This is a genomic window from Micromonospora globispora (assembly GCF_003857015.1).
Taxonomy (GTDB): Bacteria; Actinomycetota; Actinomycetes; order Mycobacteriales; family Micromonosporaceae; genus Micromonospora; species Micromonospora globispora.
Window position 1 is genome coordinate 1 of the sequence record NZ_QGGF01000588.1, and the last position, 20,891, is coordinate 20,891.

Here is a 20,891-nt window from a genome sequence, read left to right on the forward strand (position 1 = left end):
GTCTACCGACTGGTCGGTCAGCGCGCCGACCAGTCGGTAGACCGCCGCCCGCCCGACGCCCAGCCGGTTCGCCGCCTCGGTGACCGTCAGCCCGCCGGGGGCGTCCGCGACCAGGTGCAGCAGCCGCAGCCCCCGGTCCAGCGTCTGCGCCGTTTCCCCGGCGCGCCCCACCACCTCGCCCGTGTCCACAGCACGCAGCGTACGACCCGGCTCCGGCCAACCTCGAAATGCACGGGCGGCTACCCTTGTACGGTGACGCTACGCCTGTATGACACCGCCACCCGATCGGTGCGGGACTTCGTCCCGCGGGAAGCCGGCAAGGTGGGGGTCTACCTGTGTGGTCTCACCCTCCAGGCCCCGCCGCACATCGGCCACCTTCGCTCCGGCGTTAACTACGACGTGCTGCGCCGGTGGCTGGTCGCCTCCGGTTTCGAGGTCACCTTCATCCGCAACCTGACCGACATCGACGACAAGATCCTGGTCAGGGCGATGGAGCAGGGGCGGCCGTTCTGGTCGATCGCGTACGCCAACGAGCTGATCCTTGCCGAGTCGTACCGCGCGCTGAACGTGCTGCAGCCCACCTACGAACCGCGCGCCACCGGGCACATCCCGGAGATGCAAGAGCTGATCGCCAAGCTGATCGACACCGGGCACGCCTACCCGGCGACCGACGGCTCCGGCGACGTCTACTTCGACGTGGCCTCGTGGCCGGCGTACGGGTCGCTCTCCGGCCAGTCGCCGGACGACATGCAGTCCGCCGGGGACGCGCCCGAGCGCGGCAAGCGCGACCCGCGCGACTTCGCGTTGTGGAAGGGCGCCAAGCCGGACGAGCCGGCGGACGCCTACTGGCCGTCGCCCTGGGGCCGGGGCCGGCCCGGCTGGCACATCGAATGCTCGGCGATGTGCTGGCGCTATCTGGGCGCCGAGTTCGACATTCACGGCGGCGGGCTGGACCTGACCTTCCCGCACCACGAGAACGAGATCGCCCAGTCCCAGGCGGCCGGCCTGCCGTTCGCCCGCTACTGGGTGCACCACGGCCTGCTGGGCATCGGTGGCGCCAAGATGGGCAAGTCGCTCGGCAATGCCCTCGACCTGGCGTACATCGAGTCGCTCGGGGTGCGCCCGGTGGAGCTGCGGTACTACTACGCCTCGGCGCACTACCGTTCCTTGATCGACTACTCGGAGGACGCGCTGCGTGAGTCCGCGGTGGCGTACCGGCGGATCGAGGGCTTCGTGCAGCGGGCCGCCGAGCGGGTCGGCGCGGGTGAGCTCGGCGTGCTGCCGGCCGGATTCGCGGCGGCGATGGACGACGACCTGAACACCTCGGCAGGCCTCGCCGTCCTGCACGACCTCCTGCGGGACGGCAACAACGCGCTGACCAGCGGCGACGATGTGACCGTGCGCACGGTGCTCGCCGCTGTCCGCAGCATGCTGGATATCCTCGGAGTCGACCCCCTGGACCCGGCCTGGACCGGCGGCGGCCGCGCGGGCGACCTGCGCGGCGTGGTGGACTCCCTGATCGCGTTGGCCTTGGAGCAGCGCTCCCAGGCCCGCAGCCGCAAGGACTGGGCCGCCGCAGACGCCGTGCGCGACCAGCTCAAGCAGGCCGGCGTGGTGGTCGAGGACACCCCCCAGGGCCCCCGTTGGACTATTGGAGAGCAGGACTGATGGCCGGCAACTCGCAGCGCCGTGGCCGACGGCTGACGCCGAAGGCGGGCGCCCCGAAGGGCTCCGGCGGCAAGGGCAAGGACGCCCTCGCGGGCCGGGGCAGGACCCTGCCCGCCGACGAGCGGCCCTGGCACAAGGCGTACTCGGGCACCGAGAAGCTGCCCCAGCGCACCGCGTGGAAGCAGGACAAGGAGCGCCGCGCGGCGGTCGAGGAGGGGCGCGCCCCCAAGGTCGGCCAGCCGGGCAGCAAGGACACCACCTGGGGCAGGGGTGGCGGTCGAGGCGTCCCCCCCGCCAAGGGTCGGGGTGGCAAGCCCGCCGCCGGTCGGGGCGGTCCCCGGGTCGCACCGGGCCGCAAGTCCAACCCCGCCAAGGACAGCCCCGAGCTGCTGGTCGGCCGTAACCCGGTGCTGGAGTCGCTGCGCACGCAGGTGCCGGCGACCGCGCTCTACACCGCCCAGGGCATCGACACCGACGACCGGGTCAACGAGATCGTCCGCACCGCGGCCGACCGGGGCATCGCGATCCTGGAGGTCAGCCGCGCCGAGCTGGACCGGATGACCGGCGGGGTGCTGCACCAGGGCGTCGGCCTCCAGGTGCCGCCGTTCGCGTACGAGCCGTTCGAGGACATGATGGCGGCGGCGCTGGAGCAGGCCGCGCCGCTGCTGGTCGCGCTCGATGGGGTCACCGACCCGCGCAACCTCGGTGCGGTGATCCGCTCCGCGGCCGCGTTCGGCGCGCAGGGTGTCTTCGTACCGGAGCGGCGGGCCGCCGGGATCACCGCGACCGCCTGGCGGACCAGCGCCGGCGCGGCCGCGCGGGTGCCGGTTGCCCAGGTCACCAACCTGACCCGGTCACTCAAGGCCTGCCGGGACGCCGGTTTCATCGTGGTCGGCCTGGACGCCGACGGCGACACCGACCTCTACGACCTGGAGGCCGCCGTCGGTCCGCTGGTCGTGGTGGTCGGCTCCGAGGGGCGCGGGCTGTCCCGGCTGGTCGGGGAAACCTGCGACCTGACCGTCAGCATCCCGATGGTCTCCGACGTCGAGTCGCTCAACGCCAGCGTCGCCGCCGCGGTCGCCCTCGCCGAGGTCTCCCGCCGCCGCGCCGCCGAGCACCTCTGACCTGATCCCCGAGCACAGACGAAAGGGGCGGCCCGCCGTAGCGGACCGCCCCTTCGCTGTACGTCAGCTCAGCCGTACGTCAGATCCGCTGGCCGGTGGCGGCGTGGAAGACGTGGCTCTGGCCGGTGCGCGGCTTGACGAACACGGTGTCGCCCATGTTCGGCATGGTGCGGCGGTCGGTGCGGACGACGAAGCGCTCGTTGACGCCCTCGAGCGCGGCGTGGCCGTAGACGTTGGCGTCGGAGCCCAGGTCCTCGACCAGCTCGACCACGACCGGCATGCCGCCCTCGGTCGGGCTGACCAGGTCGCAGTCCTCCGGCCGGAAGCCGACGGTCACCTTGCCGTCGCCGCCCTCGGCACGAGCCGCCTCGACCTGCTCCCGGGTCAGCGGGATGTTCATGTCGGCGAAGGAGCCGCCCTGCTCGGTCAGCGGCACGGTCTTGATGTTCATGGCGGGAGAGCCGATGAAGCCGGCGACGAAGACGTTGGACGGGGTGTCGTAGAGCGCCCGCGGGGTGTCCACCTGCTGGAGCACGCCGTCGAGCATGACCGCGACCCGGTGGCCCATGGTCATGGCCTCGACCTGGTCGTGGGTGACGTAGACCGTGGTGATGCCCAGCTTGGCCTGCAGCGAAGCGATCTGGGTACGGGTCTGCACCCGGAGCTTGGCGTCGAGGTTCGACAGCGGCTCGTCCATGAGGAAGACCTGCGGCTCCCGGACGATCGCCCGGCCCATCGCGACCCGCTGACGCTGACCACCGGAGAGCGCCTTCGGCTTGCGGCTGAGGTACTCCTCCAGCTGGAGCAGCGCGGCCGCCTCCTTGACCCGCCGGTCGATCTCCGACTTCGAGGTCTTGCGCAGCTTCAGGGCGAACGCCATGTTCTCGTACACCGTCATGTGCGGGTAGAGGGCGTAGTTCTGGAAGACCATCGCGATGTCGCGGGCCTTCGGCGGGAGGTGGGTGACGTCCCGGTCGTCGATGTAGATCGCGCCGTCGTCGACGTCCTCCAGGCCGGCGAGCATCCGGAGGCTGGTGGACTTGCCGCAACCCGACGGGCCGACCAGGACGAGGAACTCCCCGTCGCCGATCTGCAGGTCCAGCTGGTTGACCGCGGGGCGTTCGGTGCCCGGGTAGATCCGGGACGCCTTCGCGTAGGTGACCGTAGCCATGGTGAAGCGCTTCCTTTCACCGGCAGGAACGTGCCGGACGATCCGAGTGGAAGGAGCAACCGGCGCCGTGTGGTGCCGGCCTGCGGGCGTCGCCCGGGCAGCCGAGGCCAACCGGAATGTCGTCCGTGTCACTGCACCGTAAACGGCTTTCCCGACGCTGCCAAGATGAGAAGCATCGGGTGGGACGGACGGCATACGCATTCCGGTCACTCGGGCACGCCGGGGCGCGAATCCCCACCGCCCTCGAAGGCCCAGGTGTCGATCCGTCGGCGGCGCGGTCGGGAAATTGACGTTTTGCATGCTCGGGAGGCCCGCCGAGCGGGAATTCCGGACGTCAGTCGCTATGCTGACCACGGCACACACGCCCCTGTAGCTCAGCTGGCCAGAGCACTCGCCTTGTAAGCGAGATGTCGCCGGTTCGATCCCGGCCGGGGGCTCCATTTTCACCACGCAATTCCCGGCCGGCCGACACGTGGCCGGCCGGGTCCCCGCGTACCGGCGATCAGTTGGTGGTGACCGGCGTCCCGTTCACCGCGGCCCGCTCCACGGTTGGTCCGGCGGCCGGCGCGATCCCGGTGCGGACGGCGTCCAGCAGCGCTATGCCCTGACCGGCCAGCGACGCGACCACGCCGCTGAGCCCCTCGGCGCCGTTGAGCACGGTGACGTTGGCACCCTGCAGGCCGGCGGCTGCCGCGCGCAGCATGTCGGGCAGCTGCTCGATGACCCGCTGGTCCAGGGCGATCCGGTCCTGCGCGGCGGCCGCCTCGGCGGAGACCTTGGTCGCGTCGGCCTGCGCCTGGGCCAGCGTGCGGATCCGCTCGGCCTCGGCCTGGGCGGGACGGATCACTTCGGCGATCAATTCGGCCTGCCGCAGCTCGGCGTTGCGCTCGGCGACCAGGGCGCGCTCGACCAGCACCTCCTGTTGGGCCCGGGCCGCCGCCAGCGGACCGGCCTGGGCCGCCGTCTGCTGGGCCTGGTCGATCTCGGCCTGGTACTGGGCCCGGGCGATCGCGGTCTGCCGGGCGTACTCGGCCTGGTGCCGTACGCTCTCCTGCTGCGCCATGGCGCTGGCCTGGTCCGCGGCGGCCTGCGCCACCTTGGCGTCCTGGTCGACCCTGGCCTGGTGCGGCGCGGCGAGCGCGCGGATATAGCCGACGCCCTTGTCGTCGATGCTGCTGATCTGGAGGGAGTCGACGGCCAGGCCGATCCGGGCCATCTCGGTCTTGCTGGCGTCCACGATGGCGTCCGCGAGGGTCTGCTGCTCGCGAATGATCGACTCGACGGTCATGCTGCCGATGATGCTGCGGAGGTGACCGCTGAAGATCCGCCCGACCAGGGTGGGCATCTGGCTCTGGTCGCCCTGGAAACGCCGGGCGGCGGCGGCGATGGACTCGTGGTCGTCAGCGACCTTGAACGCGATGACGGCCTGCACGGTCAGCGTGATGCCCTGCTTGGTGTAGCAGTCCTCGATGACCTCGGCCTCCTGCATGGCCAGCGTGAGCCGGGTGGCCTTGGAGAAGACCGGCGCCACGAAGACGCCGTGACCCGTGACGATCTTGAAAGGCAGCGCATCCGCTCCCCGCTGCTTGCGTCCGCTGATGAGCAACGCCTCGTTCGGGGCGGGCACGCGGTATCCGAACACTGGACGACCTTTCTGTCCTACCGGGGGCCATCGCCCCCGGCCACGATGGGCCATGGCTCGACGTCGATCTGGCGCGCGCCACGGTCGTTGATGATCAGTACCTCGGCGCCGGTCGGAACCGGCGTCGATGCGTACGCGAGGTAATAGTGCGCCATGCCGTCCACCACGACCCGGACCTCCCCCGGGCGATCACCGCCGCGCAGCGCGTGCACCACGCGCCCGATCCTGCCGACCAGCAACCGACCGTCCACCATGCTCCCCGCGACCGGGCGCCGACCGCTGTCCGCGCCGCCCGCGGGTCATTCTCCGCCCGGACCGCGCGCCGGGGAAAGGGCACCGCGCCGCTCCCCTCGGGCGCGACGACCGGCCGCCTCGCCGCCGGTGCGTGAGGCCTGCGTGACCCGGGGCGCCGTTCGTTACCCCTACGCTGATCCCTCGGCGGCGGCGGCGAGGGCCGCCGCGAGGGCCGCGGCCCGCTCAGGGCCGAGCACGGCGACGATCGCGGCTGCGGCCTCGTCCGGGTTCTGGCCGCCGAGCGCGCGAACGGTCGCCTCCGCGATCTGCTCGGCGGTCGGTGGCGCCGGGAGCGCGGCGAGTAGGGCTTGCACCTCGTCCGGGCTGGCGCTCTCCCGTGCGACGACCGCGCCCAGCGCCCGGGCGGTCACGTAGATGTCGTTGAGCACGTTCAGCGTGGACTTGTCCGGGGGGATGCCGCCGCCGGCGTACTGCCAGGGGAGCGCCCGCATCTGCGCGGCGACGGTCGGGTCGTTCAGGATCGCGGAGAACTCGGCAGGGGTCATGGTGTCGTCCTCTGGGGTGAGCAGGGCGCGCAGCTGGGTGAGGGTGCCCCGGTATGCGTTGCAGTCGGTCTGGCCGGAGGCTCCGGGGCAGTCGACGTTCGACCCGTACTGCCAGATGGTGGGCGTCACCCCGCCGTAGGCAGCCCAGCCGGGGCCGCTGTCGCCACCACGCGCGGTGTAGACGGCGGACGGTGTGCCGTTGGGATTGGTGCCGTAGTTGCTGGACACCAGGGGTGCGTGGAGCACCCGCAGGTCGGGCCGGCCGAGGTGGTCGGCCCAGATCCACCGGGGCAGGTACACGGCGAGCAGCCGGCTGTCGACCGCGTGCCAGCGGTCCACGAACTGGCGTACGTCGTCGAAGCGTGGCCAGAGGCCGTTGCGAACCAGTTCGGGGTAGCGCTCGACGTCGAGCATCGCCCACACCGCGCCCACGCCGTCGAGGGTGCGGCGCAGGTAGTCCACCTGCCGGTTGATGCTGGCCTGATCGCCCTTGATCAGGTTGTGGTACCCGCCGATGAGGTCGAAACCGGCGGCGCGGGCGCCGCGGGCCATGTCGGCGAAGTGCCGGGTGGTCGGGTTGTAGCCCGCCGGATCTCCGTACGTGGCACGCAGACACACGACGGGGGAGGTGGCCCTGCGGATCGCCGCCCAGTCGAACTCGCCCTTGACGCGGTCCCAGTCGTGGTGGGACAGGTCCACATAGAGCACAGTCACCGCAGCTCACCTCTGTGCCCAGTCTGCCGCAGCCCCCGGCGAACTGGGCAAATGCCAAATTTGGCGGTGGGCGAAACGGTGCTGGCTCGTGGGCCGGGCTGAGCGTGGGTGGCGTGCGCTCCGCACTCCCACCCACGCTCATCCCGGCGATCAGGGCACCACGGATCAGCCCCAGTTCTGCGGCGCCGGCTGGCGCGTCGTGGCGTTGATCCGGTTGAAGAAGTTGGTGGTGGCGAGCCAGAGCACCAACCCCGCCAGCTGCTTGTCGTCGAAGTGCCGGGCGGCCTCGTCCCAGATCTCGTCCGGCACCGGGTCACTCTGGTCGGCGAGCCGCGTACCGGCCTCGGCGAGCGCGAGCGCGGCTCGTTCGGCCTCGGTGAAGTACGGCGTCTCCCGCCACGCGGCCAGCGCGAACAGCCGCTCCTCGGTCTCGCCGGCCTTACGGGCGCCGCGGGCACCCGCGTCGACGCACGCGCTGCACCCGTTGATCTGGCTGGCCCGCAGGTGGACCAGTTCCAGGGTGCTCCCCGGTACGCCGGCGGAGTGCGCGGCCTTGTAGAGCAGGTTGATCGCCTTCACCGCGTCCGGCAGGAGCATCGCCGGGTTCTCGATCCGCGCCTTCAAGGTCATTTCATCCGTCCCGTCCTGTTAGGCTGGCCGGCGTTCGTCGCGCCGCCGCGTTTCTCGTCCGTCACCGGGATGTCGACGGCTGGGCCGCCGACGTGACAGATGTGATGGCGGTCACGCGAGGTCGTACCGCCGGTCAGGATGACGAGGCCATGAGCGACACCGACCTGCTGGCCCAACGCTTCGAGGAGCAGCGCCCTCGGCTGCGCTCCGTGGCGCAGCGCATGCTCGGTTCCGGGGCGGAGGCCGACGACGCCGTCCAGGACACCTGGCTGCGGCTCAGCCGCGCCGACGTGGCCGGCATCGACAACCTCCCGGGCTGGCTGACCACGACCGTCGGCCGGGTGTGCCTGGATCGGCTGCGCTCCAGCACCGCCCGGCACGAGCAGCCGGTCGACGTCGCCGAGACCGAGCCGGCGACCGCCGCTCCCGGTGCGCGCGACCCTGAGCAGGAGGCGCTGCTGTCGGAGTCGGTCGGCCAGGCCCTGCACGTCGTGCTGCAGACCCTGGCCCCCACCGAGCGGCTGGTCTTCGTGCTGCACGACATGTTCGCCGTCTCCTTCGACGAGATCGCCCCCGTGGTCGACCGCAGCCCCGCCGCCGTACGGCAGATCGCGAGCCGGGCCCGCCGGCGGGTGCAGGGCCGGTCGACCGCGCCGGAGGTCGACCCGGCCCGGCAGCGCCGGGTCGTCGAGGCGTTCCTCGCCGCCTCCCGCGAGGGCCGCTTCGACGATCTGCTCACCCTGCTCGACCCGCACGTCGTGCTGCGCGCCGACGCGGCCGCCGTCCGGATGGGCGGGACCGAGCTACGGGGCTCGGCCGGCGTGGCCCGCTTCTTCTCCGGGCAGGCCCAGGGGGCGGTGCCGGCGTTCGTCGACGCGGCGCCGGGCGCGGTCGTGGTCGTCGACGAGCACACCCGGCTCGCGCTCAGCTTCACCGTCACCGACCGAATCATCGGCATCGAGGTGGTGGCCGATCCGGACCAGCTCCGCGAGCTCGACCTGGTGGTGGTCGACGGCTGACCCTGGTGGCGGCCGTGCCGGTACCGTCGGGGCAGCGAGGGGAGACGGAGCGATGAGCCGCGCGGTGGAGGAGTCCAACCGGGCGATGCTCCGCGCCCGGGACGCCATGGACCGGTCGTACGCCGAGCCGCTCGACGTGCCGGCGCTGGCCCGGATCGCGCACGTCTCCGAGGCGCACTTCATCCGGACGTTCCGCGCCACCTTCGGCGAGACCCCGCACCGCTACCTGCAACGCCGTCGGGTCGAGCGGGCGATGTACCTGCTCGTGCAGACCGACCAGCCGGTCACCGAGGTCTGCTACGCGGTCGGGTTCGGCAGCCTGGGCACGTTCAGTCGGACCTTCCGCGAGATCGTCGGCGAGTCCCCCTCGGACTACCGCAAGCGGCAGGCCGCCGCGGCGGGCGTACCGAGCTGCTTCACGAAGGCCTGGATGCGGCCGAGCAGCGCTGGCTGATCACCGGCCGACGCCGACGAGGCGAGCAGTTTTGGATAAGCAGCAGGTCAGGGGCCACGTCTAGCGTCACTGGCATGACGATGAACTCGATTTCCCGCTCCCAGATCTACGTCCTCGACCAGGACGAGGCCCTCGACTTCTACGTCGGCAAGCTTGGCCTGGAGGTCAACACCGACCAGGACCTCGGCTTCATGCGCTGGCTGACGGTCAACGTCCCCGGCGACCCGGAGCACGAGATCCTGCTGGAGAAGCCCGGCCCGCCGGCCCTCGACCCGGCCACCGCCGAGCAGGTCCGGGAGCTGCTGACCAAGGGCGCGATGGGCGGCTGGCTCTGCCTCACCACCGACGACGCCCGCAAGACGTACGAGGACCTGCTCGCCAAGGGCGTGGACATCACCGACGAGCCGACCGAGCGTCCGTACGGCATCGACTTCGGCATCCGGGACCCGTTCGGCAACCGGATCCGCATCGGCCAGATGTACCCCCGGGCCTGAGAGGAGCGGACCGGTGACCGAGGCGATGACGAGCGTACGGACGACCCACCCGCTCGCGTGGGAGCGGGCGCTGATCACCGGCGGTGTCCTGGCCGGGCCGGTCTGGGTGGCTGTCGCTTCCCGGCCGGTACGCCGCGGGGCGCGGGTGAGATGAGCTGGCACGGCGTGGCCCACTTCGCGGCCGGGGCGCTCGCCTTCACCGCCCTGATCGCCGCCTGCCTGATCGCCGCGCGCCGGTTCGCCCGTCGCGGCGAGCGGACCTGGGCGGCGTACAGCGGCGCGACCGGCGTGTCCTTCGCGGCGGCCTGGCTGGCGCTCATCGGCAGCGCTGGGAATCCGGTGGCGATGGTCGCGTTCGCGCTGGCCGTGGTGGCCGGCTGGGCCTGGGTTTCGATCACCCTGCGGCGCGCCCTCGGTGATCCGGGCCGCTGAACGACGGGAGGCGGCACACATGATCGGGAGGCGCGGGCTAGGCTCGCGCCTCCCGACTGTGGTGAGGTGAAGAATGGCGAGCCGGCTGCTCTACCTGGTTCGACACGGCGAGCAGGACCGGCCGGAGGCGGAAGCCGACACGGGGCTCTCCGAGCGGGGCCGGCGGCAGGCGACGCTGCTGGCCGAGCGGCTGCGGCGACTGCCGTTCGCCGCCGTCCACCACGGCCCGGCGCGCCGCGCCGTGGCGACCGCGCAGGTGATCGCGGCCGCCCTGCCCGGGGTACCCGTGCATCCCGACGAGATCGTCGGCGACCACCTGCCGCACGACACCAACCCGGTCGGCCTGCCGCCCGCGTACGCCAGGTTCCTGGCCGGGTTCACCGAGCGCGAGCGGGCGGACGGGCCGCGACGGACGGCGGAGGCGATCGCGCGGCTCGCCGCCCCGCCGACCGCCGGCGACGTCCGCGAACTGGTGGTCACGCACAACTTCCTGATCGCCTGGTTCGTCCGGCACGCCCTGGACGCCCCGGAGCGGCGCTGGCTCGGCCTCAACCACCACAACTGCGGCCTGACGGTCATCCGCTACAGCTCGGGCGGGCCGCCGAACCTGATCGCGTTCAACGACGTGGCCCACCTGCCACCGGAGCTGCGCGGCACCGGCCTCCCGTCCGACTACCTGGTCTGAGTGAGCCCGGCGGCGAGCCGGTTCGGGCCGTCGGCGACGAACGCGTCGCCCCGGGCCGACCACTTGGCTCACCGCAAAGGACGCGCGCCGCGGGGTTGCGGTGCCCGCGACCCGGGGTGCCGGTCGGTCAGCCCTGGATGACCTTGACGACCGCGTCGGCCGTCGCGCGGGCGGACTGCGGGTTCTGGCCGGTGACCACGCGACCGTCGACCACCACCTGCTCGGTGAAGTTCGGCGCCGGGACGTGCTGGGCGCCGGCCTCGGTCAGCTTGTCGGCGAGCAGGAACGGCACCTGGTCGGTCAGGCCGACGGCGGCCTCCTCATCATTGGTGAAGCCGGCGACCCGCTTGCCCGCGATCAGGTGCGAGCCGTCGGAGAGCCTCAGGTTCACCAGGGCTGACGGGCCGTGGCAGACGGCGGCGACCACGCCGCCGCGCTCGTAGATCGAGCGCGCGAGGCGGGCCAGGTCGGGGTCGTCGGGGAAGTCCCACATGGTGCCGTGGCCGCCGGCGAAGAGGATGACGTCGTACGGGGCCGGGTCGACGTCCGCCGCCTTCGGCGTGTTCTCTACGCCCGCCGTGGCCAGGAAATCGTTCTGGGTCTTGTCGTTCTCGTCGCGGCCGTCGATCGGCGGCTGGCCACCGGCCACCGACACGAGGTCGACGTCGTATCCGGCGGCGCGGAACACCTCCCAGGGCTCCGCGGCCTCGCCCACGTAGTAGCCGGTCTCCCGGCCGGTGTCGCCGAGCTTGCTGTGACTGGTCAGAGCGATGAGTGCACGAGTCATGTCGACCATGCTGGCTCGCGGATCCATAGCTGACCAATAGGCGAATGACACACCGGCGATAGGTTTGCCCGCCGCACCCTGCTGGCCGCCGCCGACGGCTGGTGACGCCGTCGGCGGGCCGGTCGGCAGGTCAGCGGGTGGCGCGGGTGAGCAGGTCGACGAGGGCGGCGGTGACTTCGGGGCGGTTCGGGTCGGTGGGGCAGTCGACGTAGCGGGTGGTCCGGCCCGCCACGGTGAGCTGGTAGGTGAACGAGTCGGCGCAGTTCGACACGGCCGGGGTGGCGGTGGCCTCGGCGGCCAGGCGCGGGTCGGCGGCGAGCTGCCGGAGTCGGTCGAGGTCCGCCGCGCTGAGCTGACCGGTCCGGGAGGCGCCGGACCGGTCGACCACGGTCCACCGCCCGTCCGGCTCGACGGTGATCCGGTCCTGGACGCCGGCGAGGCCGCCGGTCTTCTCCAGCATCACCCGGACAGTTTGCGGCGCCGGGGTCGTGCCCGCGCCGGGCGGGGTGCCGGTCGTCGCCGGCGCGGTGGGTGTCCCGGCCGTGCTGGGGGTGGCCGGGGCGGACGCAGTGGCCGCTGACGTCGGGCCGGCGGCCGGATCGGTCGCGGAGCAGCCGGCCAGCGCGATGAGAAGTGCGGCGAGGGTGACCGCGGCGGGGGTTGATCTCATGCCGATCGGACGCGTGAGGAGGCCGCCCGGTTCCCATCACCTGGGCCGCCTCGTCCGAACGGCCAGTGTCCCCGGGCGGGAAAGCGCGTGCCCCTTCCCCTTTCCTCGGCGTATCGCTATATCTACATGCGTGACTATCTCGTGTCACGTTACCCCCGTCAGGAGGGCCCGTGAAAAGACCCCTGGCCGCCGTCAGCGCAGCTCTGCTCACCAGCGGCGTGCTGACCTGCGTCACCACCACGGCGCACGCGGCAACGCCCAGCGTCCCCGCCCCCGAATCCTCCGCCGCAGCTCGCGCGGACAGCCTGCTCCGCTCCGACCCTGGCGCCGTGCAGGGCGCCTCCGGTGAGGCGTACCAGGTGGTCCGCACGAAGGTGGATCCGAACGGCGCCGCACACACCCGTTACACCCGGACCTACCACGGCCTGCGCGTCTACGGCGGTGACTTCGTCATCCACACCGCCGCCGACGGCAGCTACGCCGGCACGTCGGTGGGTCTGGCCAGGCCGCTGACCCTCGGCACCACCGCCAAGGTCAGCTCGGCCACCGCGAAGGAGAGCGCCCGGAAGACCTTCGCCGGCACGCTCACCGGCGTGGGCTCGCCCCAGCTCTTCGTCGACGCCAGCTCCGGCCGGGGCCGACTGGCCTGGGAGACGGTCGCCTCCGGCTGGAAGGCCGACCGGCAGACCCCGTCGAAGCTGCACGTCATCACCGACGCCACCACCGGCCGGGTGATCGGCTCGTACGACGAGATCGAGACCGTCACGGGCACCGGCAACAGCATCTACTCGGGCACGGTGAGCATCGACACCACCCTCTCCGGCAGCACGTACCAGATGGTCGACCCGTCGCACGGCAACGGCCGTACCTGCGACATGAACAACACCACCGGCTCGACCTGCACCACGTTCACCGACGCGGACAACACCTGGGGCAACGGCTCGAACTCGAACCGGCAGTCCGCCGGCGTCGACGCCCACTTCGGCGCGGCCAAGACGTTCGACTACTACAAGAACGTGCACGGCCGCAACGGCATCTTCGGCAACGGCACCGGCGTGCCCAGCCGGGTGCACTACGGCAACAACTACGTCAACGCCTTCTGGGACGGCTCCCAGATGACCTACGGCGACGGTTCCAGCAACGCCAAGCCGCTGGTGGCGCTCGACGTGGCCGGTCACGAGATGAGCCACGGCGTGACCGAGAACGTGGTGCCGGGCGGCTTGACCTACTCGGGTGAGTCCGGCGGTCTCAACGAGGGCACCAGCGACATCTTCGGGACGATGGTCGAGTTCTACGCCAACGCCCCGAGCGACCCGGGTGATTACCAGATCGGCGAGAAGATCGACATCAACGGCAACGGCACGCCGCTGCGCTACATGTACAACCCGTCGCTGGACGGCTCGTCCGACAGCTGCTGGACCACGAACACCAAGAACAAGGACGTGCACTACTCGTCCGGCCCGGCCAACCACTTCTTCTTCGACCTGGCCGAGGGCACCGGCTCCACCGCGTACGGCACCTCGCCGGTCTGCGGCTCGGCGCCGGCGGTGACCGGCATCGGCCGCGCCAAGGCGGAGAAGATCTGGTTCCGGGCGCTCGACGTGTACTTCACCTCGAACACGTCGTACGTCAACACCACCACCCCGTCGAACACCGCCCGGGCGTACACCCTGCGGGCCGCGACCGACCTGTACGGCAGCTGCTCCACCGAGTACAAGGCCGTCCAGGCGGCGTGGACGGCGGTTGCCGTCTCCGGCAGCGACGCGCCCTGCTCGACCGGTAACGACTTCTCCGTCTCGCTCTCGCCGACCTCCGGCTCGGTGACCGCGGGCGGTTCGGTCTCCACCACCGTGTCGACCGCGACCACCAGCGGGACCGCGCAGACCGTGACGTTCTCCGCGTCCGGCCTGCCGAGCGGCGCCACCGCGTCGTTCAGCCCGTCCTCGGTGACCTCGGGCGGCTCGTCCACCCTCACCATCAGCACCACGTCGAGCACGGCGGCCGGCACCTACTCGGTCACGGTCACCGGCACCGGCACCTCGGTGAACCACATGGCGACGTACACGCTGACCGTGAACGGCACCGGCGGCGGCTGCACCAGCCCGGGCCAGAAGCTGGGCAACCCCGGCTTCGAGTCCGGCAACACCGTCTGGTCATCCACCGCGGGCGTCATCGGCCAGTACGGCTCCAGCGGTGAGCCCACCCACAGCGGCACCTGGAACGCCTGGCTCGACGGTTACGGCAGCAGCCACACCGACACGCTCTCCCAGTCGGTGAGCCTGCCGAGCGGCTGCACGTCGTACAACTTCAGCTTCTGGCTGCACATCGACACCTCGGAGAGCACCACGAGCACCGCGTACGACACGCTCAAGGTGCAGGTGCTCAACTCCTCCGGGACGGTGCTGGCGACCCTGGCCACGTACTCGAACCTGAACAAGGCGTCCGGGTTCACCCAGCGGTCGTTCTCGCTGGCGTCGTACGCCGGCCAGACCGTCACCCTGAAGTTCACCGGCGTGGAGGACTACTCGCTGCAGACCTCCTTCGTCATCGACGACACCGCGGTCAACGTCTCCTGACGTAGCCGTACCGTCGGCGGGCCCGGCGGCCACCCCACGCGGGTGGTCGCCGGGCCTCCGCCGTTATGGTCGGCCCGGCGGCCGGCACATGCCGGCGCTCGCCGTCGGCTCTGGAGGGGAGAACATGTCGGACGCGGAGCTGACCGTCGAGGTGGCCGGGCCGGTGGCCACGGTGGTGATCCGGAACCCCGGGCGTCGCAACGCGATGACCCCGGCGATGTGGCGGCAGCTGCCGGTGCTCCTCGACGGGCTGGAGGCCGATCCGGCGGTGCACGCGCTGGTGCTGACCGGTGCGGACGGCACGTTCTGCGCCGGTGCGGACCTCGGCGACCTGGACGAGCTGCTGGAGGCCGGTGACGGCAGCATCGCGGTCGCCGCCGAGGAACGGCTGGCCGCCTTCGCCAAGCCCACCCTGGCCGCCATCCAGGGCGCGTGCGTCGGCGGGGGATGCCAGCTCGCGGTCGCCTGCGACCTGCGGATCGCCGCCGTGGACGCCCGGCTCGGCGTACCGCCGGCGCGGCTCGGGCTCGTCTACCCCGCCCCGACCACCCGGCGGTTGGCCCGGCTGATCGGGCCGTCCGCCGCGAAGCACCTCCTGTTCACCAGTGAGCTGATCGACGCCGAGCGGGCGCTGCGGGTCGGCCTGGTCGACGAGGTGCTGCCGGCAGACGCGGTGAGCGCCCGGGTGGACGCGATCACCTCCGCGATCGCGCAGCGCTCCCGGCTGACCGTCGCGGCGGCGAAGGAGATCATCGACGAGCGGGCCGACGAGGCGCGGACCGCCTGGTGGCACGGGCAGGTGCGGGACAGCGGCGAGGCCCGGGAGGGGGTGGCGGCGGCCAACGAGCGCCGGCCGCCGCGCTTCGGCTGGGCGCCGCCCGGCCGTCCCTGACCGCCGTTTGACCGACTCCTGTCGATGGGTACGGAGGGATCCTCGGCCGGAGGCGGGGGAGGTCCGTGGTGGACAGAGATGAGGTGGAGCCGGACCCGGTTCGGCGTGGTCGTCGGCGTTTCCCTCTGCTGCTCGCGGCCGGTGTCCTGTTCAGCGCTGCTGTCGCGGTCGGGCTCGGTGTCCTGCTGCCCGACGCCGATGTGCCGATCATGGAGGGCGATCCGCCGGGATGGGCGGCCGTTCTCGGCGGGATCCTCCTCGTCGGCGTGATGCTCGTCGAGCGCGGAGAGCCATATTTATACCTCTCCGGTATATCGCTCAGCAGGCATACGTCCGGCCGCCGTCAACCGCCGGCGGGAGTGCGCCGCTCCCGCGGGACCGCGGGTCGCGCCACCTCGGCCGCCAGCGACAGGAGTTCGTCGACGGACCACTGGTCGTAGACGTGCTCGCCGTACTTCGCCGCGACGACGCGACCGCCGGGGCCGATCAGGAAGTCGGCCGGTAGGCCGAAGCGCCCGCCGTGCGGGACCGCGGCGGGCGGGCGTTCCCGGCCGCGAAGGATCGCCCACGAGCTGCGCAGGACGGCCCGGAGGATGGGCAGCCAGGCGCGCGGGCTGAGCATCGAGCGCGGTGCGGCCTCGACGCCGAACTCCCGGTACAGCCGCTTGTCGGGGTCGGCGACCACGGCGAACGGTAGGTCCTCGACGTGCTCGCGCAGCTCGTCGGCGGGGGAGTGGAAGAGCACCACCTCGCGTACGCCGGCCGCCTCGATCTCCGCGTGCCGCCGCACGATCGAGCGCAGGTGCAGGTTGCAGACGGGGCAGCCGGCGAAGCGCCGGAACTGGAGATGGATCAGCCGCTCGGCGTCCGGAACGGCGGCCTTGGAGCCGGCGACGGTGGTGAGGCGGTGGCTGTCGACGACGGAGCCGGGGCGGATAGGTCGGTCGGATCTGGTCATGGGACGCTCCCCGTTGTAGGCGTACACCGTACTCTTACAACCGTAGGCGTATCTTGTACGCTGTCAAGGCCATGCCGCGTCCCCGTTCCCTGACCCCCGCGCAGCTCGCCGCCGCGGCGCTCGCGGTGGTCGACCGGGACGGCCTCGCCGGCCTCACCATGCGCGCGGTCGGCAAGGAACTCGGCACGAGCACGATGGCGCTCTACCGGTACGTGGCCGACCGGGAGGAGCTCGAAGGGCTCGTCGTGGAGCTGGTGCTCGACCGGGTGGACAGCACCCCACCGGCCGACCTGCCCTGGCCCGAGCGGCTCCGGGTGCTGGTCGAGCGGGTCCGCGCCGCCACCGGGGCGCACCCCGCCGTCGTGCCGCTGTTCCCCGCTCACCGACACCGTTCGCCCGGCGTGCTGCGCTGGTCCGAGGCGGTGCTCGGCGTACTGACCGAGGCCGGCTTCGACGGCACGCGCCGGGTCATCGCACTGCGGGGCCTGCTGAGTTACGTGATCGGCGCGATCCAACTGGAACATCTCGGGCCGCTGTCCGGGTCCGGGACGGTGACCATGGCGCAACTACCTCGGACGGACTTCCCGCTCATGGCCGAGACGGCCCAGGCCGCGCGGCAGGTCGGACCGGACGAGGAGTTCGGCGGCGGGCTGGATGTCCTCCTGCGCGGGCTGGTCGCTCATTCAGACCGCGATTGAGCGGGACACCTCGCGGAATTCTGAACGCGGTAAGAGGGCTGTCGCCACGTGGAGCAGGGCTCAGGCTTGCTCGTCGCCGTCCGTTGGCCGGGGTGGGCGGTTGTGCCTCGCCCATTCGTCGACTTCGTCGGCGTCCCAGATCGTCGTACCGATCAGTCGCGCCACCGGCTCGGGGAAGCCCGGACGCCGGGTGATCTGAAGGACCCGTTGGCGCGACACACCGAAGAGAGCCCCAGCTCCCCGGGCCCGTACAGGCGCCGTCGCGTCACGCGGAGAACGTAGGACGGCAAGGCGCTTGACTATTGCTACTTGACGATCGACAACACGACAGAGTGCAGCGCAGCGGACGTCCGTCGTTTGGAGCCAGCACCCCCCGAAGGTTGGACGCCTCGGCATCGAGCCTCGGCCCTCGTCGCACCGACCCGCGAGCTCGCTGTGATCCACCGCTAGGCCGACCTTGGCAAGTCCTGACAATCCATCCGGCATGTCGGCGCTGCGCCGCCCGTCATGGAGGAAGAACAGGACCGGCGGGCGCCGCGCCGGGGGCGTACCCCCGACGCGGCCCCCTGTGCCCGCCGGCCGGCCCGTCACCGCCCGGCGAGCGCCGCCCAGGTCGGCGTCACCGGCTCGCGCCGTAGCGGCATGCCCGCCTCGGCCGGCGTCCGGTCGCCCTTGCGCTGGTTGCACTCGTAGCAGGCGGCGGTGGTGTTCTTCCAGGTGTTCCGGCCACCGCTCGAGCGGGGCAGGATGTGGTCGATGGTGCTGGCCGAGGCGTCGCAGTACGCGCAGCGCCGGCCGTCGCGGCGCAGCACCCCGCTCCGGGACCAGGCCGGCCCGGCGCTGAACCGCCAGCGGGTCACGACGTACCGGATGAGGCGGACCACCCGGGGGACCGGGAAGATCCCGATCACCTGGTCCGGCTCGGCCTCGTGGATCTCGGCGACCCGCCGGCAGAGCATCCGGATCGCGTGCTGGACGGTGACCCGGTGCAGCGGGCCGAGGTCGGCGTTGATGACGAGGACGGCGTCCACCGGGCTCTCCCTTCACGATCGGTGGCGGTGCGACCGGGCAGCAAAAAAGTCGCCCGGTCCGGGTGCGGACGGGCGGCTCGGCGCGTGCGGGCACGCGTCAGTCGAGCCACCCGTCCCAAGGGCCTTCGGCTCGGTAACCGTCGCTGAGCAGCCATGACGGCACGGTGGTGACGTGCGGCATCGACATCGACGGCTCCCGGAGCGGTGGTTGACCTTGCGCGATCACGGTAGTTCCGCGCCGGAAAGGGGGGCAACGTATTTCGATCCGCTGCCCGGAGCCGTCGATGGAGAGGGAGTTGTGGGCGGAGTCGCCTCAGCGGCGGCCGGCGAGCAGGCCGCGCGGCCGGACCGAGTGGACCGGCTCGGCCGCCGCACCCTCGGCACGCAGGATGTGGTTCGCCGCGATGATCCCGGTCGCCGCCGCCCGTTCCATCAACGCGCTCGGGAAGTCCGTCCGGATGCCGTCGCCGGCCAGGTAGAGGCCCGCGGCGTCGGTGCGGACGCCCGGCCGCCAGGCATGGCTGCCCGGGGTGAAGGCCGGCGCCTGCGCCTCAACCCGGGCGCGCAGCTCACGGACCCGCAGGTCGGCCGCCTCCGGCCAGAGTTCGGTCAGCTCCACCCGCATCCGCTCGGCCAGCTCCTCGGCCGGTACGCCCGGCTCGCAGGCGTACGCGTGCAGCTCGACGATGGAGCCGCCGGTGCGCTCGGCCCAGCGACGGGACTCGTTCTCCAGCCGGTGGTAGAGGGTCACCGAGTCCAAGGTGGCCTGCCGGGACACCCCGCTGAACACGGCCCGGTCCGGGCGGACGTCCCCGTCCATCCAGTAGCGCGCCACCGCGTACGGCGGACCGGGCCGGCCGAAGGCGGGCATCCGCGCCACCAGCTCGGGTGCCGCCCCACCGAGCACGGGGGAGGCCCGGACCAGCGCGGCGAGCGCGGGCGGATCGACCGCGAGCACGACGTGCCCGGCGGCGTACAACGTGCCGTCGTCGGTGGTCACCCGCCAGCCGCCGGGTTCGCGGTCCAACCGCGTCGCGGCGGCCCCGGTGAGCACCCGCCCGCCGGGCCGCTCGACGTGCCGGGTCAGCGGCTCCCAGATCGCCGTCGCGTAGTCCTCGTCCGGGGCGTCGAGGACCAGCCCCTCCGGGTTGCCGAGCAGATAGAAGTGGAACTGGGCGATCATCTCGGCGGCCGACATCTCCGCCTCGTGGTTGAAGAACGAGTGGGAGAAGACCTCGAAGAGCATCGCCCGCGCCCGGTCCGGCAGCCGCAGCGAGGTGAGCAGCTCGTCGGCGGTCATCTCGTCGAACTCCGCGTACGTGCGCACCGCGTGGTAGCTGAGCAGCGGCAGCGCGGCCTCCCGGTCCATCCCGCGCAGATCCGGCAGGCGCAGGCTGGGACTGCGCAGCAGCAGGGCGAGCAGGTTGAACGGCGACGCCGGCGGCAGCTTGCCGAACTCCTCGGTCGGCCACTCGGCGCTCAGGATCGGGTAACCCGGCACCGGCCGGAGGAAGCCCAGGCGGGGGTCGACCCGGCGGAGGATCGACCGCCAGTTGTAGTACTGCCGGAAGAACGCGTGGAAGCCGTGCTCGGTGCGCTGGGTACCGTCCGGCAGCGCCTCCGGCCAGGCGCCGAGCCGGCCACCGAGGGTCGGTGCCGCCTCCAGCACGGTCACCCGCACCCCGCGTTCGGCGAGCACCACCGCCGCCGACATGCCGGCGATCCCGCCACCCACCACGACGGCCTCGACCGGTCGCGGCACGCGGGCGGCGCCACCGCCGCCGCGGTCCACCACGTGTCGCCGTACGCCGATGAGCCGACCGACCACTTGCGACAGCGCCATGTGCACCTCTCCCGGGGGCGGAATCCTCAGTGTGACCCCTCAGTCCTGTGGCGGCAGCAGGCAGCGCCGCTCCCGGTCGGAGGCGGGCCAGACGTACTCCAGGTCGGGCGGGACGTCACCGAACTGCGGGCCGTAGTGCGTTGCGTCCTTGCGCAGCAGGGACGAGCGGTGGCTGCGGTGCAGGTCCTCCCGGCCCAGCCAGGGCGGCAGCTCGCCCGCCTCGGCCAGCTCCGCCTGGGTGCGCACGTGCCGGATGCCGCAGGCGGCGGCGAGGTCGGCGGTCATGGTCGCCGCGCAGGTGTCCGCCCGCCCCTGCCCGCACCAGACCGCGCAGACATCCAGCCCGTACCGGGTGAGCGCCTCCTCGTACCCGGCCCACATCTTCACCGCCGGATGGTTGCGCCAGCCGTAGTTCGGTCGGGTCAGCCCCCGCAGCACCTGGATGGTCTCCACCCGCTGCTTGCCCAGCCGCTTCTGATCGAGCGTCCGGGCGCTCGCCACGAAGTCCGGGTACGGGAGGAATGTCTGCATGCCGCTGCTCTACCCGCCTGGGCGTACGACATGCGCTCATGATCACGGGGCTGCGCGCGCTGCGAGCGGCTG

At 72.1% G+C, this 20,891-nt stretch carries 23 protein-coding genes and 1 tRNA gene; 12 read left to right on the forward strand and 12 right to left on the reverse strand.

Translation table 11 applies throughout. The annotated features are described in order from the left end of the window. A partial coding sequence (locus DKL51_RS29650; protein ID WP_185734960.1) for a helix-turn-helix domain-containing protein occupies window positions 1-198 on the reverse strand: 198 nt, incomplete at its 3' end. Window positions 199-252: 54 nt separating this feature from the next. On the opposite strand from DKL51_RS29650, the gene cysS reads away from it, so the two are divergent. Beyond that, window positions 253-1,668, forward strand: a complete 1,416-nt coding sequence (gene cysS, locus DKL51_RS29655; protein ID WP_109946005.1) for a cysteine--tRNA ligase — start codon at window positions 253-255, stop codon at window positions 1,666-1,668. Then, window positions 1,668-2,792 (forward strand): 23S rRNA (guanosine(2251)-2'-O)-methyltransferase RlmB, encoded by a 1,125-nt coding sequence (gene rlmB, locus DKL51_RS29660; RefSeq protein WP_109946004.1) that lies wholly within the window; start codon window positions 1,668-1,670, stop codon window positions 2,790-2,792. The genes cysS and rlmB overlap by 1 nt, the downstream gene beginning before the upstream one ends. Before the next feature lie 79 nt (window positions 2,793-2,871). Here the strand turns inward: rlmB and DKL51_RS29665 are convergent, their stop codons facing one another. Further along, window positions 2,872-3,963 (reverse strand): ABC transporter ATP-binding protein, encoded by a 1,092-nt coding sequence (locus DKL51_RS29665; protein WP_165823185.1) that lies wholly within the window; start codon window positions 3,961-3,963, stop codon window positions 2,872-2,874. 363 nt (window positions 3,964-4,326) lie between these two features. Between DKL51_RS29665 and DKL51_RS29670 the strand changes: the two genes are divergently transcribed. Continuing rightward, a tRNA-Thr gene (locus DKL51_RS29670) sits at window positions 4,327-4,403 on the forward strand. 62 nt (window positions 4,404-4,465) lie between these two features. On the opposite strand, the gene DKL51_RS29675 is transcribed toward DKL51_RS29670, so the two are convergent. The 4 genes from DKL51_RS29675 to DKL51_RS29690 all read right to left on the reverse strand — a co-directional run bounded on the left by DKL51_RS29675 (window position 4,466) and on the right by DKL51_RS29690 (window position 7,749). Beyond that, window positions 4,466-5,605, reverse strand: a complete 1,140-nt coding sequence (locus DKL51_RS29675; RefSeq protein ID WP_109946002.1) for an SPFH domain-containing protein — start codon at window positions 5,603-5,605, stop codon at window positions 4,466-4,468. A 17-nt stretch (window positions 5,606-5,622) separates the two neighbouring features. Further along, entirely contained in the window at window positions 5,623-5,820 is a 198-nt protein-coding gene (locus tag DKL51_RS29680) for an NfeD C-terminal domain-containing protein (protein WP_243420587.1), read from the reverse strand. Window positions 5,821-6,027: 207 nt separating this feature from the next. Continuing rightward, complete coding sequence (locus DKL51_RS29685) at window positions 6,028-7,119, reverse strand: glycoside hydrolase family 25 domain-containing protein (RefSeq protein WP_123827066.1); 1,092 nt, start codon at window positions 7,117-7,119, stop codon at window positions 6,028-6,030. 165 nt (window positions 7,120-7,284) lie between these two features. Then, on the reverse strand, window positions 7,285-7,749 hold the full coding sequence (locus DKL51_RS29690; RefSeq protein WP_207783923.1) for a carboxymuconolactone decarboxylase family protein: 465 nt from the start codon (window positions 7,747-7,749) through the stop codon (window positions 7,285-7,287). Between the two features lie 149 nt (window positions 7,750-7,898). Between DKL51_RS29690 and DKL51_RS29695 the strand changes: the two genes are divergently transcribed. The 6 genes from DKL51_RS29695 (at window position 7,899) to DKL51_RS29715 (ending at window position 10,833) form a co-directional block, all read left to right on the forward strand. Beyond that, window positions 7,899-8,768 carry a sigma-70 family RNA polymerase sigma factor gene (locus DKL51_RS29695; RefSeq protein WP_109945999.1) on the forward strand — a complete coding sequence of 290 codons (870 nt, stop codon included), beginning with the start codon at window positions 7,899-7,901 and terminating at the stop codon, window positions 8,766-8,768. A 52-nt stretch (window positions 8,769-8,820) separates the two neighbouring features. Continuing rightward, window positions 8,821-9,222 (forward strand): helix-turn-helix domain-containing protein, encoded by a 402-nt coding sequence (locus tag DKL51_RS29700; RefSeq protein ID WP_109945998.1) that lies wholly within the window; start codon window positions 8,821-8,823, stop codon window positions 9,220-9,222. Window positions 9,223-9,296: 74 nt separating this feature from the next. Next, a complete protein-coding gene (locus DKL51_RS29705) occupies window positions 9,297-9,716 on the forward strand; it encodes a VOC family protein (RefSeq protein WP_109945997.1) in 420 nt (139 codons plus the stop codon). A gap of 13 nt (window positions 9,717-9,729) precedes the next feature. Further along, window positions 9,730-9,870 carry a hypothetical protein gene (locus DKL51_RS35345; RefSeq protein ID WP_165823184.1) on the forward strand — a complete coding sequence of 47 codons (141 nt, stop codon included), beginning with the start codon at window positions 9,730-9,732 and terminating at the stop codon, window positions 9,868-9,870. Continuing rightward, complete coding sequence (locus tag DKL51_RS29710) at window positions 9,867-10,148, forward strand: DUF998 domain-containing protein (RefSeq protein ID WP_109945996.1); 282 nt, start codon at window positions 9,867-9,869, stop codon at window positions 10,146-10,148. Before DKL51_RS35345 ends, DKL51_RS29710 begins: the two co-directional genes overlap by 4 nt. A 73-nt stretch (window positions 10,149-10,221) precedes the next feature. After that, entirely contained in the window at window positions 10,222-10,833 is a 612-nt protein-coding gene (locus DKL51_RS29715) for a histidine phosphatase family protein (protein ID WP_109945995.1), read from the forward strand. Window positions 10,834-10,960: 127 nt separating this feature from the next. Here DKL51_RS29715 and DKL51_RS29720 read toward each other — a convergent pair whose 3' ends face one another. Continuing rightward, on the reverse strand, window positions 10,961-11,620 hold the full coding sequence (locus DKL51_RS29720; RefSeq protein ID WP_243420495.1) for a type 1 glutamine amidotransferase domain-containing protein: 660 nt from the start codon (window positions 11,618-11,620) through the stop codon (window positions 10,961-10,963). A 130-nt stretch (window positions 11,621-11,750) separates the two neighbouring features. Then, window positions 11,751-12,290, reverse strand: coding sequence for a protealysin inhibitor emfourin (locus DKL51_RS29725; RefSeq protein ID WP_109945993.1), 540 nt, complete (start codon window positions 12,288-12,290; stop codon window positions 11,751-11,753). A 170-nt stretch (window positions 12,291-12,460) separates the two neighbouring features. Between DKL51_RS29725 and DKL51_RS29730 the strand changes: the two genes are divergently transcribed. Both DKL51_RS29730 and DKL51_RS29735 read left to right on the forward strand, forming a co-directional pair. Then, window positions 12,461-14,866, forward strand: coding sequence for a M4 family metallopeptidase (locus DKL51_RS29730; RefSeq protein WP_109945992.1), 2,406 nt, complete (start codon window positions 12,461-12,463; stop codon window positions 14,864-14,866). Window positions 14,867-14,990: 124 nt separating this feature from the next. Beyond that, entirely contained in the window at window positions 14,991-15,758 is a 768-nt protein-coding gene (locus DKL51_RS29735; RefSeq protein WP_109945991.1) for an enoyl-CoA hydratase/isomerase family protein, read from the forward strand. A 343-nt stretch (window positions 15,759-16,101) separates the two neighbouring features. On the opposite strand, the gene DKL51_RS29740 is transcribed toward DKL51_RS29735, so the two are convergent. Further along, window positions 16,102-16,716, reverse strand: coding sequence for a peroxiredoxin-like family protein (locus DKL51_RS29740; RefSeq protein WP_109945990.1), 615 nt, complete (start codon window positions 16,714-16,716; stop codon window positions 16,102-16,104). A gap of 71 nt (window positions 16,717-16,787) precedes the next feature. Here DKL51_RS29740 and DKL51_RS29745 point away from each other — a divergent pair, with 71 nt between their 5' ends. Continuing rightward, a complete protein-coding gene (locus DKL51_RS29745; RefSeq protein WP_185734959.1) occupies window positions 16,788-17,414 on the forward strand; it encodes a TetR/AcrR family transcriptional regulator in 627 nt (208 codons plus the stop codon). Between the two features lie 587 nt (window positions 17,415-18,001). Here the strand turns inward: DKL51_RS29745 and DKL51_RS29755 are convergent. The 3 genes from DKL51_RS29755 to DKL51_RS29765 form a co-directional block, all read right to left on the reverse strand. Next, window positions 18,002-18,445 (reverse strand): HNH endonuclease, encoded by a 444-nt coding sequence (locus DKL51_RS29755; protein ID WP_109945988.1) that lies wholly within the window; start codon window positions 18,443-18,445, stop codon window positions 18,002-18,004. Between the two features lie 313 nt (window positions 18,446-18,758). After that, window positions 18,759-20,288 (reverse strand): hydroxysqualene dehydroxylase, encoded by a 1,530-nt coding sequence (locus DKL51_RS29760; protein WP_109945987.1) that lies wholly within the window; start codon window positions 20,286-20,288, stop codon window positions 18,759-18,761. A gap of 39 nt (window positions 20,289-20,327) precedes the next feature. Then, entirely contained in the window at window positions 20,328-20,819 is a 492-nt protein-coding gene (locus DKL51_RS29765) for an MSMEG_6728 family protein (RefSeq protein WP_109945986.1), read from the reverse strand. Between the last annotated feature and the right edge of the window lie 72 nt (window positions 20,820-20,891).

What these genes read in the sequence shown, in the direction of transcription:
- DKL51_RS29700 (WP_109945998.1), top strand. Translation starts at nt 8,821, where the DNA reads ATGAGCCGCGCGGTGGAGGAGTCCAACCGGGCGATGCTCCGCGCCCGG.
- rlmB (WP_109946004.1), top strand. Translation starts at nt 1,668, where the DNA reads ATGGCCGGCAACTCGCAGCGCCGTGGCCGACGGCTGACGCCGAAGGCG.
- DKL51_RS29665 (WP_165823185.1), bottom strand. Translation starts at nt 3,963, where the DNA reads ATGGCTACGGTCACCTACGCGAAGGCGTCCCGGATCTACCCGGGCACC.
- DKL51_RS29735 (WP_109945991.1), top strand. Translation starts at nt 14,991, where the DNA reads ATGTCGGACGCGGAGCTGACCGTCGAGGTGGCCGGGCCGGTGGCCACG.
- DKL51_RS29720 (WP_243420495.1), bottom strand. Translation starts at nt 11,620, where the DNA reads ATGACTCGTGCACTCATCGCTCTGACCAGTCACAGCAAGCTCGGCGAC.
- DKL51_RS29710 (WP_109945996.1), top strand. Translation starts at nt 9,867, where the DNA reads ATGAGCTGGCACGGCGTGGCCCACTTCGCGGCCGGGGCGCTCGCCTTC.
- DKL51_RS29705 (WP_109945997.1), top strand. Translation starts at nt 9,297, where the DNA reads ATGACGATGAACTCGATTTCCCGCTCCCAGATCTACGTCCTCGACCAG.
- DKL51_RS29690 (WP_207783923.1), bottom strand. Translation starts at nt 7,749, where the DNA reads ATGACCTTGAAGGCGCGGATCGAGAACCCGGCGATGCTCCTGCCGGAC.
- DKL51_RS29695 (WP_109945999.1), top strand. Translation starts at nt 7,899, where the DNA reads ATGAGCGACACCGACCTGCTGGCCCAACGCTTCGAGGAGCAGCGCCCT.
- DKL51_RS29715 (WP_109945995.1), top strand. Translation starts at nt 10,222, where the DNA reads ATGGCGAGCCGGCTGCTCTACCTGGTTCGACACGGCGAGCAGGACCGG.
- DKL51_RS29765 (WP_109945986.1), bottom strand. Translation starts at nt 20,819, where the DNA reads ATGCAGACATTCCTCCCGTACCCGGACTTCGTGGCGAGCGCCCGGACG.
- DKL51_RS29740 (WP_109945990.1), bottom strand. Translation starts at nt 16,716, where the DNA reads ATGACCAGATCCGACCGACCTATCCGCCCCGGCTCCGTCGTCGACAGC.
- DKL51_RS29760 (WP_109945987.1), bottom strand. Translation starts at nt 20,288, where the DNA reads ATGGCGCTGTCGCAAGTGGTCGGTCGGCTCATCGGCGTACGGCGACAC.
- DKL51_RS29725 (WP_109945993.1), bottom strand. Translation starts at nt 12,290, where the DNA reads ATGAGATCAACCCCCGCCGCGGTCACCCTCGCCGCACTTCTCATCGCG.
- DKL51_RS29745 (WP_185734959.1), top strand. Translation starts at nt 16,788, where the DNA reads ATGCCGCGTCCCCGTTCCCTGACCCCCGCGCAGCTCGCCGCCGCGGCG.